Here is an 11,537-nt window from a genome sequence, read left to right as displayed (position 1 = left end):
AGCTGGCGAACCTGGGCGCGGACAAGGCGATGGCACAGGACCCCCACCTCGCCAACGGCCTCAACGTGTCGGGCGGCAAGATCCGCCACCAGGCCGTCGCCGAAGCGCTCGATTTGAAGTTCGAAGCGGCGTGAGCCGGCTGCATCGGCCCAACCGTTTGGAGAATTTTCGATGACCGATCTTCCCGGCCTGCTGATCGACGGCGCGTTCCAGCGCGGCGAGGGCGAGCCCGAACAGGTAAACGATCCCACCGACGGCAGTTCGATCGTCAGCTTGGCCGGAGCGAGCCGCGCCCAGGTCGATGACGCCGTCGCCGCGGCCGACCGCGCTTTCCCGATCTGGTCGGGCTTCTCGCCCAAGGAACGATCGCTGGCGATGCTCAAGATTGCCGACCGCATCGAAGCGAAGCAGGACGAGCTGGCCGAGCTGGAAATGCGCAATTGCGGCAAGCCGCTCGCCACCGCACGCGCGGTCGATGTCGGCAACACCGTCGACGTGTTCCGCTTTTTCGCCGGCGCACTGCGCACCACCAGCGGGATTCCAGCGGGCGAATATCGCTCGGGCTTCACCTCGATGCTGCGGCGCGATCCGCTCGGTGTCGTCGCCGGGATCGCGCCGTGGAATTATCCGCTGATGATGGCCGCGTGGAAGGTCGCCCCGGCGATCGCCGCGGGCAATACGGTGGTGCTCAAACCATCCGAGCATACCCCGTTGACCGCGCTCAAGCTGGCCGAGATTTGCGCCGAATTCCTTCCCGCCGGCGTCGTCAACCTCGTTACCGGCAACGGCTCGGATGTCGGCGCCAGCCTCGTTTCCCACCGCAAGGTGCGGATGGTGTCGCTGACCGGCGACATCGCCACCGGGCGCAAGATCCTCGAGGCGGTCGCGCCGACGATCAAGCGCACCCATTTCGAGCTTGGTGGCAAGGCGCCGGTGATCGTCCTCGACGACGCCGACATCGACGCCGCGGCCGAAGGGATCGTCGACGCCGGCTATTACAACGCCGGGCAGGACTGCACCGCCGCCTCGCGAGTCTATGCCCAGGCCGGGATCGAGACAAAGCTCATCGCCGCGATCGAACAGCGCATCAACGCGCTCACCATGGGCGATCCGCGCCACCCTGCGACCAGCCTTGGCCCGCTGATCACCGAGCGCCAACGCGACCGGGTCGAAGGCTTCGTTCGCCGCGCGGTGACTGACGCCGGGGCCGAACTGGTGACTGGCGGCAATCCCGGCGAGGGCGCCGGCTTCTTCTTCCAGCCCACCCTCATCGCCGGTGCCAAGCACAGCGACGAAATCGTCCAGCGCGAGGTGTTCGGCCCGGTCGTCTCGGTCACCCGCTTCACCGACATTGCGCAGGTCGTCGACTGGGCCAACGACAGCGACTACGGCCTCGCCTCGTCGATCTGGACACGCGACATCGGCAAGGCCGGGGCGATCGCGGCCAAGCTCCAATATGGCGTGACGTGGATCAACACGCACAGCGTCAACGTCAGCGAAATGCCGCATGGCGGGGTCAAGTCGTCAGGCTATGGATCGGACCTGTCGATCTATTGCCTCGAACATTATACCACCCCGCGTCACATCATGTTCAAGCATTGAGGTTCGCGTGAGCGCTCGCCCCGTCCTCGGCATCATCTGCTGCACCCGCCGGGTCGGGAGCGAGCCGGCGCAGGCGGTGATGGAGCGCTATGTCCGCTCGGCGATGATGCACGGCGATGTCGCCGCGCTGCTCGTACCGTCGCTGCCCGACCTGATGACCGCAGCCGAGGTCGCGCCGCGGCTCGACGGCATCCTGATGACCGGCAGCCCGTCGAATGTCGAGCCGGCACGCTATGGCGACGACGGTGGCGAGGGTCCGTTCGACCCCGCGCGCGACGAGATCGCGCTTAGCCTGATCGAGGCGATGGGGAATTTGAAACGCCCGGTGTTCGGCATCTGCCGCGGCTTCCAGGAAATCAATGTTGCGCTGGGCGGGACGCTGCGCCGCGACACCAGCGCCAGCACCGACCTCATCCCCCATCACGCGCCCGACGGCGCCGGCTTTGGCGCGATGTTCGACCATCGCCACGGCGTAACCCTCGCGCCCGGCGGAATCCTGGCCGCCGCGCTTGGCCGCGATGCGCTCGAGGTCAACTCGGTCCATTACCAAGGCGTCGCCACCCTCGCCCCGGGGCTCCGGATCGAAGCCTGCGCCCCCGACGGGCTGGTCGAAGCCTATTCCACCCACAATAACGACGCGCCGCTGCTAGCCGTCCAGTGGCATCCCGAATGGGACGCCGACACAAACCCCGACAGCAAGGCCTTCTTCGCTTTGCTCGGCCGCGCGCTGCGCGGTGACCCTCTAACCTCGCAAGGACAACGCCCATGACCCGCGCCCCCCGCAACTACGACATCGCCGAGCTGCGGCGCCTCGACGTTGCCCACCACCTCCCGGCGCAGCAGGATTACAAGCTGATCGAGGATATGGGCGGGAGCCGCATCGTCACCCATGCCGACGGCTGCTACATCCACGACGGCGACGGCAACCGCATCCTCGACGGGATGGCGGGGCTGTGGTGCGTCACCATCGGCTATGGCCGCGACGAGCTGGCCGACGTCGCAGCCGAGCAGATGCGCGAGCTGCCCTTTTACAACACCTTCTTCAAGACCGTCACGGCGCCAGCGGTAATGCTAGCGACCAAAATCTCGAGCCTGACCAACGACCGCCTGCCCCACGTCTTCTTCAACGCGTCGGGTTCGGAGGCCAATGACACCGTCTTCCGCATGGTCCGCCATTACTGGAAGACCAAGGGTGAGCCCGAGCGGACCGTCTTCATCAGCCGCCACAACGCCTATCACGGATCGACCGTCGCGGGAGTCAGCCTCGGCGGAATGAAGTCGATGCACGAACAGGGCAATTTGCCGATCCCGGGTATCGAGCATGTCCGCCAGCCCTACTGGTTCAACGAGGGCCGCGACATGGACCCCGACGCGTTCGGGATCGCCTGCGCCGAGGCGATCGAAGACAAGATCCTCGAGATCGGAGCGGACAAGGTCGCGGCGTTCATCGGCGAGCCGATCCAGGGCGCCGGCGGGGTCATCATCCCGCCGAAAACCTATTGGCCCGAGGTCGAACGGATCTGCCGCAAATACGGCATCCTGCTGGTTTGCGACGAAGTCATCTGCGGCTTCGGGCGCACCGGCAACTGGTGGGGCCATGAGACGGTCGGGGTGAAGCCCGACATGATCGCGATGGCGAAGGGCCTGTCGTCGGGCTACTTGCCGATCAGCGCGGTGGCAGTGTCGAAGGAGATCGTCGACGTGCTCAAGACCGGCGGCGATTTCGTCCACGGCTTCACCTATTCAGGGCACCCGGTCGCGGCCGCGGTCGCGCTGCGCAACATCGAGATCATCCAGCGCGAGCAGCTGGTCGAACGCACCCGCGACGACACCGGTCCCTATCTCGCCAAGGCACTCGCCGGGCTCGCCGATCATCCGATGGTCGGCGAAGTGCGCAGCGCGGGGTTGATCGGCGCGGTCGAGATCGTCGCCGACAAGGCCACCGGCGCGCGCTTCGGCGGCGCCGAGGGCACTGCCGGGCCGACGGTGCGCGACGCCTGCATCGCCAATGGCCTGATGGTCCGCGGCATTCGCGACACGATCGTGATGTGCCCGCCGCTGATCATCACCCACCAGCAGATTGACGACATGATCGCGATCATCCGCCGCTCGCTCGACGAATGCTCGGCTGAACTGCGTGCCGGCGAAGCGCCGCCGCACGACGACACCACCGACCGCGCGATCAGTTGAGCGAAGCGAGGCAGCTGAGCGGAGCGGGATTGGGACTTGGCGGAGCGGCACGCAACATTTCGGCTTTCGGGCGAGCACTGGTCTGCTAGGAGCGGCGGCATGAACCGATCGTTCCTCGCTCCGCTCCTGCTGCTTGCCACGCTCGGTGCGTGCAACGCGGCGCCTGTTCCGCCGCCGCAGACCGTGGCTGGCGCGGACTTCCTTGCGCGCAACCGCACTGCGCGCAATGTCGTGACGACGCCGAGCGGGCTGCAATATTTCATCGTCAAGCCGGGTCCGCGCAGCGGCGCGCATCCTGCAGCCGGCGACGGGGTGAACTTCGATTATGAGGGCAAGCTCCTCACCGGGGAGACGTTCGACAGCAGCTTTGAACGTCATGAATCGCTGAGCGGCGCGGTCGGCAACTTCGTTCCCGGTTTCAACGAAGCGCTGATGCTGATGCGCCCGGGCGACGAGTGGATCGTATGGATCCCGCCCGAGCTCGGCTATGGCGCGCAGGAGAGTGGCCCAATTCCGGCGAACAGCGTCCTGCGCTTCCGCATGGTGCTCAATTCCGTCACCAGGTCGGCCACTCCCGCCGGCTGACCGAACAGCTGTAGGAACCTAAGGCAAGTCGCCGAGATGACCGCGCTCTCCCACCTCAAGGTGATCGACCTGTCCCGGATCCTCGCCGGGCCGTGGGCGTCGCAGATCCTCGCCGACATGGGCGCGCATGTGATCAAGATCGAGCGGCCGGGTGAAGGCGACGACACGCGCCACTGGGGCCCGCCCTTTCTCAACGACCGCGACGGCAAGCCGACCGCCGAAGCCGCCTATTATCTTTCGACCAACCGCAACAAACAGTCGGTGACGATCGACATCACTTGCCCCGAGGGGCAGGAGCTGGTGCGCGAGCTGGTGCGCGGGGCCGACATATTGCTCGAGAATTTCAAGGTCGGCGGGCTGGCGAAATATGGCCTCGACTACGCCAGCCTCGTAAGCATCAACCCGCGGCTGGTTTATTGCTCGATCACCGGGTTCGGCCAGACCGGCCCCTATGCGCCGCGCCCCGGCTATGACGTGCTGCTGCAGGCGATGGGCGGCTTCATGAGTGTTACCGGGCGGCGTGAAGGTGAGCCCGGCGCCGGGCCGCAGAAGGTCGGGGTGGCCGTGGTCGACCTGCTCACCGGGCTCTACGCCGCCACGGGCATACTTGGTGCGATCGCCAGCCGCGAGCAGAGCGGCAAGGGCCAGCACATTGACCTCGCACTGCTCGACGTCGAGGTTGCCTGCCTCGCCAACCAGGGGATGAACTACCTCGTCAGCGGCGTGTCGCCCAAGCCGATGGGCAATGCCCACCCCAACATCGTCCCCTACCAGGATTTCCCGACCGCCGACGGGGCGATGATCGTCGCGGTCGGCAACGACGGCCAGTTCGCGCGGCTGATGGCCGAGATTGGCCAACCCGGGCTCGGCGTCGATCCGGCCTATGCGACCAATGGCGCGCGGGTGGCCAATCGGGACGCCCTGCTGGCAATCATCCGCGAGGCGACGGTCCAGCGGACGACTGGCGAATGGGTCGAGGCGCTCGAGCGGGCGAACGTGCCGTGCGGGCCGGTCAACAGCATCGCCGAAGTGTTCGCCGATCCGCAGGTCGTGTCGCGCGAGATGGCGCGGACGATCGAGCATCCGCTGGCCGGGCCGATCCCGATCGTCGCCAGCCCGCTGCGCTTTTCGGGGACCCCGGTCGAATATCGCACCGCTCCGCCATTGCTCGGGCAGGACACCGACGAGGTGTTGCGCGACGAACTCGGCCTGACCGCCGAGCGGATTGCCGAGCTCGCCGCGAAGGGCGTGATCTAGGCGGGGGCCAGCAGTTCCTTGAGCGGCACCGACGCGTCGGCCAGCCGCTCGGGATCGACCTTCGCACCTGCAACGACCAGCGCGCGGCCCTGAACATAATCCTTGACCGCATTGACGCAGTCGAGCGCGATGACCCGGCCCTGCCGGAGATAGACGATCGAGAAGCTGCGGCTGGCAATGTCGCCGCGGACGACGGCGTCGTCATGGCCGATCGACAGCCCGACGGTCTGCAGCCTGAGGTCATACTGGTTCGACCAGAACCACGGGACGGCCTTGTAGGCCTCCGGCTCGCCGGTGATCGCCTTGGCGACGAGGGTCGCCTGGTCATTGGCATTCTGGACCGATTCGAGCCGGATCGTCGCGCCGTCGGCGAAGGCGTTGGAATGCGCTGCGCAGTCGCCAATCGCGTAGATGTCGGGCAGGCTGGTGCGGCAATGCTCGTCGACCGCGACCCCGTTGCCCCCAGCCGCGCCGGCCGCGATCAACGGCTCGACCGCGGGGATGATGCCGATTCCGACGATGACCATCTGCGCGGGCAGCACTTCGCCTGTCGCGAGCCGGACCCCGGTCGCGCGGCCATCGGTTTCCTCGATGCACTCGACGCTGCAGCCGAGCCGGACGTCGACCCCGTGAGCGCGGTGTTCGGCCTCGTAGAAGCGCGATAGCGGCTCGCCGGCGACGCGCGCCAGGACGCGGTCGAGCGCTTCGAGGACGGTGACATGCTTGCCAAGCTTGGTCAGCACGGCGGCCGCCTCGAGCCCGATATAGCCGCCGCCGATGACGACGACCTCGGTTGTCGTGGCGAGCTCGCCGATCATCCGGTCGACGTCTTCGCGGGAGCGGACGCCGTGGACGCCGACGAGATCGTGGCCCGACAGGGTCAGGCGGCGCGGGTGGCCGCCAGTCGCCCAGATCAGCTTGCCATAGTCGATCGTCTCGCCGCCCGAGAGCGTGACGCGGTGCGCGGCGGCGTCGACCGCGTTCACCCGCATGCCGGTCAGCATGGCGACCTCGCGCTCGGCCCAGTAGGCGGCGGGGCGGATCATGATCCGCTCGAACGGCTTGTCGCCGGCGAGATAGTCCTTTGACAGCGGCGGACGCTCGTAGGGGAGTTCGGGCTCTTCGCCGACGATTGCGAGGGTGCCCGCGAAGCCGCGCTGGCGCAGCGCGATCGCGGCCTGCGCCCCGCCATGACCGGCGCCGACAATCAGGATGTCGAAGAGCTGGCTCAAGCGGACAACCTGTGCGCGTGCCACTCGAGATGGTCGGCCATGAAGGTCGAGATGAAGTAATAGCTGTGGTCGTAGCCCGGCTGGAGGCGGAGGGTGAGGTCGATGCCGGTCCCTTCGCATGCGGCGGCGAGGAGTTCGGGCCTGAGCTGCTCGGCGAGGAAGGGGTCGGCCTCGCCCTGGTCGACGAGCAGGGCGGGGACCCGGGCGCCGTCCTCGATCAGCGCGACGGCGTCGTGCTTTCGCCAAACTTCTCGAACATCGCGCAAATAGCCGGTCAGGGCCTTCTGCCCCCACGGGACCTGGCTCGGGGCGACGATCGGGGCGAAGGCGGAGACGGCCTTGTAGCGGTCGGGATAGGTCAGGCCGATGGTCAGCGCGCCGTGGCCGCCCATCGAATGGCCCATGATCGACTGGCGTGAAGAATCGACCGGGAAAACTTCACGGACCAGCGCCGGAAGCTCGTCGGTGATGTAACTCCACATGTTGAAATGATCGGCGTACGGCGCCTCGGTCGCGTCGACATAGAAGCCCGCGCCCTGGCCGAAGTCATAGGCCGGATCGTCAGGAACGCCTTCTCCGCGCGGGCTGGTGTCGGGCGCGACGAAGATCAGCCCGAGCTTCGCGCAGGCGGCGCGATACTCGCCCTTTTCGGTGACGTTGGCGTGGCTGCAGGTCAGCCCCGAGAGATACCATACGACCGGCAGCTTCGCCCCCGGCGCATGGTCGGGGACGAACACCGAGAAGGTCATGTCGGTGCGGCAAGCGGCGGAGGCGTGCCGGTACACCCCCTGCACGCCGCCGAACGCTCGATTGGTCGATATCGTCTCCAGCGTCATCAGGCCGCCTGCTTGGCGGCGTAAGTTGCCAGCGCATCCATGAGCGGCGGGCTGAGGCAGTCGTAGGGCTCGAGGCCGATATCCTTCAGCCTGGCGCGAATGCCGTCCATCTCGGCCGGATCGACGCCGCCTTCGATCACCGAGGAGACGAACGCCGCGAAGACCGGCGCCGCGGAGCCCGCTTCCTCGAACAGCTCGGCATGGATGAAATCGAGCCCCTTGAAGGCGTGATCCTTCTCGATCCGGCCGTAGAGGTGCACGCCGCAGGCGGTGCAGGCATGGCGCTGGATGGTGGCGGCTTCGTCGACGATCGCGAGCTTGTCGCCGTTTTCGCGTACCGAGACCGTGTCCCTGGGGACCACCGCGACGACCGAGAAGGTTGCACCGTCGGGCTTCCAGCATTTGGTGCAGCCGCAGGCGTGATTGTGCAGAACGTCGCTCGCGATGGCGACCTTCACGGGCTTGTCGGTGCAATGACACACGAGCGTGCCGCCGGCGAAGGTGCCGGAGCCGGGTTTGACACCGTCGTCGATCGACGGGTGGAGCCGAATGTTCGCCATGAGACTTTCCTTCCGTGTGAAATCAGTAAACCACGACCGAGCGGATGCTTTCGCCGGCGTGCATCAGGTCGAAGCCCTTGTTGATCTCGTCAAGGGTCAGGACGTGGGTGATCATCGGGTCGATCTCGATCTTGCCGTTCATGTACCAGTCGACGATCTTGGGGACGTCGGTGCGGCCCTTGGCGCCGCCGAACGCGGTGCCGCGCCAGTTGCGCCCGGTGACGAGCTGGAACGGGCGGGTCGAGATCTCCTTGCCCGCCTCGGCCACCCCGATGATGATCGAGGTGCCCCAGCCGCGGTGGCAGGCTTCCAGGGCCTGGCGCATCACGGTCGTGTTGCCGGTGCAGTCGAAGGTGTAGTCGGCCCCGCCATCGGTCAGCGCCACCAGATGAGCGACGATGTCGCCGTCAATGTCCTTCGGGTTGACGAAGTGGGTCATGCCGAAGCGCTTGCCCCATTCCTCGCGGTCGGGATTAATGTCGACCCCGATGATCATGTTCGCGCCCGCCATCCGCGCGCCCTGGAGGACGTTGAGTCCGATCCCGCCCAATCCGAAGATGATGACATTGTCGCCGACCTGCACTTTGGCGGTGTTGACCACCGCGCCGACGCCCGTCGTCACCCCGCAGCCGATATAGCAGCTGGTCTTGAACGGCGCGTCGCTGCGAATCTTGGCCACCGCGATCTCGGGCAGCACGGTGAAGTTCGAGAAGGTCGAACAGCCCATGTAGTGGAAGATCGACTGCCCCTTGTAGGAGAAGCGGCTGGTCCCGTCGGGCATCACGCCCTTGCCCTGCGTCGCGCGGATCGCGGTGCACAGGTTGGTCTTGCCGCTGAGGCACGACTTACACTGGCGGCATTCGGGGGTGTAGAGCGGGATGACATGGTCGCCGACCGCGAGCGAGGTCACGCCCGCGCCGATTTCGCGGACGATGCCGGCGCCTTCATGGCCGAGGATCGAAGGGAAGATCCCCTCGCTGTCCAATCCGTCGAGCGTATAGGCGTCGGTGTGGCAGATGCCGGTCGCCATGATTTCGACCAGCACTTCGCCGGCGCGCGGTCCGTCGAGATCGACTTCAACGATTTCCAGCGGCTTGTTGGCTTCAAACGCGACGGCGGCCCGACTTTTCATATGCATCCCCTGTTGCTCGCTGCGCCTATATCCTTTTTGCGCAAAGACGGAAGCGGGTGATATGCCCTGACCGGTGAGACCGAAGGGGGATCAAGTGGCGCATCATGGCGATTATCAGAACCTGATCTACGGACGCGGGTTGCAGGGCGTGCTGCCCCGCGTGCCGGTCGATTTCGCGAGCCTCGAGGCGCGCGCCGCAGCCGCGCTGCCTGCATCGGTGCTCGACTATGTCCAGGGCGGTTGCGGCGACGAGGCGACCCAGCGCGCCAACACCGCTGCCTTCGCGCACTGGGGCATGGTGCCGCGGATGATGGTCGATACCAGCGTGCGCGACCTGTCGGTCGAGCTGTTCGGGATGACGCTGCCCTCGCCGCTGTTCATGGCGCCGATCGGGGTGACCGGGATCGTGACGCAGGACGGGCATGGCGACATGGCCGCGGCGCGCGCCGCGGCGATGACCGGGGTGCCGCTGACCGCGACGACACTGTCGAACGACCCGGTCGAGGCGGTGATCGCGGCGGCGGGTGCGACCCCGAGCTTTTTCCAGCTCTACACGCCCAAGAACCGCGAGCTGGCGGATAGCCTGATCGCGCGGGCCGAGGCGGCGGGGGCGAAGGCGCTGGTCGTGACGCTCGACACGTGGGTCACCGGCTGGCGGCCGCGTGACCTCAACAGCGGCAATTTCCCGCAGCTCCGCGGCCATGTGCTGACCAATTATTTCAGCGACCCGGTGTTCCTGCGGCTGCTTGGCAAGCCGGTCGAGGGGAATTTGCCCGAGGCGGTCCAGCTGTGGGCGAGCCTGTTCGGCAAGGTGATGGCGTGGGACGACTTCAAGTGGCTGCGCTCGGTCACCAGCCTGCCGATCATGCTCAAGGGCATCTGCCACCCCGACGACGCGCGCCGCGCGGTGGGCGAGGGAGCGGATGCGATCTATTGTTCGAACCACGGCGGGCGCCAGGCGAATGGCGGGATCGCCGCGATCGACCTGTTGCCACGCGTCGTCGCGGCGGCGGGCGACACGCCGGTGCTGTTCGATTCGGGGGTGCGATCGGGGACCGATGTGATCAAGGCGGTGGCGCTTGGCGCGCGCATGGTCGGGGTCGGGCGGCCCTATCTCTACGGGCTGGCGCTCGATGGGGCCGACGGCGCGGCGCACGTGCTCAACTGCATCCTGGCCGAGGCCGACCTGTTGATGGCGGTCAACGGCATGCCAACCCTCGCCGCGGTCCGCGAGGCGGGGGCGGAGCGGGTCTAGGTCGAGAACCCGTATATCCGGGACCGTCTGTTGCTGGTCTGCTGCCTTGCGGCTTTCAGCAGCAGATCAGAGAGCGAACATTGCGAAGGATTAAAACTGGCGGGTTATTCACGACGTAGAGGTTTTGCAGCCGGAATCCGGTTTAGCATGGCCAAACGTCGTTTCAGACCTCATCCCCGATTGGCTCGGGAATCGAGCTCCGGCGCCGGCGGTGCGAATATTCTCTACTTCTGCACCGATGGCAGCAACAGCATTGTCACATCGCTCGGCGCGCCACCCGCGCCGCTGCACCGGGCAAGAACATGCGGCCCACCACCCGGCCCGGCACCGGTGACAATCGCGTTGCTCGAACTGACGAAGTGTAGATCCTGTATTGATACCTTCGATGACGATGGCAGCGGCAGGCCTGACACGCTGACCGACGACCCGTCGGCACTGATTGAGCAGGTCGCTAGAGGCGTGAACCCACGGCTGTAACCGACAACCCGCCCACCGGGGTTACGAATCGGTATCCCGGTGGTTGCGGCGATGCGATCTGAACCGCCACATCCCTTCGTCTGGATCGCATGCTCGGTCGGATCGCCAATGGGCGTGTGTGCACGCATCAATTCGGGGTGCTTGTTGTTCACCGTCGCAGACCTGTCGTTGGCTCCCGCGCCCTTGGTCTTGATCGCCATCGCGGTCGCCTTCTGCGGGCCGCAGTCACCCGTCGGGATAGTCGTAACCCGCGCGACGACGCCGCCAGCTATCCCTCCGATAGCGGATGGGCCCAACAAGTTGCAGCTACTGTGCGATGACGCGTCGTTCGTGACCGAGCAGGTCGTGATCGACAGGTCGGCGGGTGCCGCGACTGCCGTTGTCTGCTGCGCAAACGCAACAGCCGGAAGA

Annotated in this window: 11 protein-coding genes and 1 pseudogene; 7 read left to right on the top strand and 5 right to left on the bottom strand. The window is 66.5% G+C overall.

The annotated features are described in order from the left end of the window. The 6 genes and pseudogenes from Q0R27_RS03405 to Q0R27_RS03380 all read left to right on the top strand — a co-directional run. Positions 1 to 134, top strand: a pseudogene (locus tag Q0R27_RS03405) (alanine dehydrogenase); the annotation flags it as partial. Positions 135 to 171: 37 nt separating this feature from the next. Continuing rightward, positions 172 to 1,602: a gamma-aminobutyraldehyde dehydrogenase gene (locus Q0R27_RS03400; RefSeq protein ID WP_293940898.1), complete on the top strand. Its 1,431-nt coding sequence runs from the start codon at positions 172 to 174 to the stop codon at positions 1,600 to 1,602. A 7-nt stretch (positions 1,603 to 1,609) separates the two neighbouring features. After that, complete coding sequence (locus tag Q0R27_RS03395) at positions 1,610 to 2,371, top strand: gamma-glutamyl-gamma-aminobutyrate hydrolase family protein (protein WP_293940896.1); 762 nt, start codon at positions 1,610 to 1,612, stop codon at positions 2,369 to 2,371. Beyond that, positions 2,368 to 3,792 (top strand): aspartate aminotransferase family protein, encoded by a 1,425-nt coding sequence (locus tag Q0R27_RS03390; RefSeq protein ID WP_293940894.1) that lies wholly within the window; start codon positions 2,368 to 2,370, stop codon positions 3,790 to 3,792. Before Q0R27_RS03395 ends, Q0R27_RS03390 begins: the two co-directional genes overlap by 4 nt. Before the next feature lie 99 nt (positions 3,793 to 3,891). Then, the gene (locus tag Q0R27_RS03385; protein WP_293940892.1) at positions 3,892 to 4,377 is read left to right on the top strand and encodes an FKBP-type peptidyl-prolyl cis-trans isomerase; all 486 of its coding nucleotides are present in this window, start codon (positions 3,892 to 3,894) and stop codon (positions 4,375 to 4,377) included. A gap of 36 nt (positions 4,378 to 4,413) precedes the next feature. Further along, positions 4,414 to 5,634 (top strand): CaiB/BaiF CoA-transferase family protein, encoded by a 1,221-nt coding sequence (locus Q0R27_RS03380; protein ID WP_293940890.1) that lies wholly within the window; start codon positions 4,414 to 4,416, stop codon positions 5,632 to 5,634. Here Q0R27_RS03380 and Q0R27_RS03375 read toward each other — a convergent pair. Genes Q0R27_RS03375 through Q0R27_RS03360 form a run of 4 tightly spaced genes read right to left on the bottom strand, consistent with a single transcriptional unit; the run spans position 5,631 to position 9,394 of the window. Continuing rightward, positions 5,631 to 6,866: an FAD-dependent oxidoreductase gene (locus Q0R27_RS03375; RefSeq protein ID WP_293940889.1), complete on the bottom strand. Its 1,236-nt coding sequence runs from the start codon at positions 6,864 to 6,866 to the stop codon at positions 5,631 to 5,633. The two genes, Q0R27_RS03380 and Q0R27_RS03375, sit on opposite strands and share 4 nt — an antisense overlap. Then, entirely contained in the window at positions 6,863 to 7,702 is an 840-nt protein-coding gene (gene fghA / locus Q0R27_RS03370; protein WP_293940887.1) for an S-formylglutathione hydrolase, read from the bottom strand. Before fghA ends, Q0R27_RS03375 begins: the two co-directional genes overlap by 4 nt. Beyond that, positions 7,702 to 8,262 carry an S-(hydroxymethyl)glutathione synthase gene (gene gfa / locus Q0R27_RS03365; protein ID WP_293940885.1) on the bottom strand — a complete coding sequence of 187 codons (561 nt, stop codon included), beginning with the start codon at positions 8,260 to 8,262 and terminating at the stop codon, positions 7,702 to 7,704. Before gfa ends, fghA begins: the two co-directional genes overlap by 1 nt. A gap of 22 nt (positions 8,263 to 8,284) precedes the next feature. Continuing rightward, positions 8,285 to 9,394: an S-(hydroxymethyl)glutathione dehydrogenase/class III alcohol dehydrogenase gene (locus Q0R27_RS03360; protein WP_293940883.1), complete on the bottom strand. Its 1,110-nt coding sequence runs from the start codon at positions 9,392 to 9,394 to the stop codon at positions 8,285 to 8,287. 94 nt (positions 9,395 to 9,488) lie between these two features. On the opposite strand from Q0R27_RS03360, the gene Q0R27_RS03355 reads away from it, so the two are divergent. After that, entirely contained in the window at positions 9,489 to 10,649 is a 1,161-nt protein-coding gene (locus Q0R27_RS03355) for an alpha-hydroxy-acid oxidizing protein (protein WP_293940881.1), read from the top strand. A gap of 224 nt (positions 10,650 to 10,873) precedes the next feature. On the opposite strand, the gene Q0R27_RS03350 is transcribed toward Q0R27_RS03355, so the two are convergent. After that, complete coding sequence (locus tag Q0R27_RS03350; RefSeq protein ID WP_293940880.1) at positions 10,874 to 11,326, bottom strand: hypothetical protein; 453 nt, start codon at positions 11,324 to 11,326, stop codon at positions 10,874 to 10,876. Positions 11,327 to 11,537 lie beyond the last annotated feature (211 nt).

Origin of the sequence: Sphingomonas sp. (genome assembly GCF_025362505.1) — a bacterium.
Lineage (GTDB): Bacteria > Pseudomonadota > Alphaproteobacteria > Sphingomonadales > Sphingomonadaceae > Sphingomicrobium.
The sequence above is the reverse complement of the archived record's forward strand: the minus strand, read 5'-3'. Positions and strand labels throughout refer to the sequence as shown.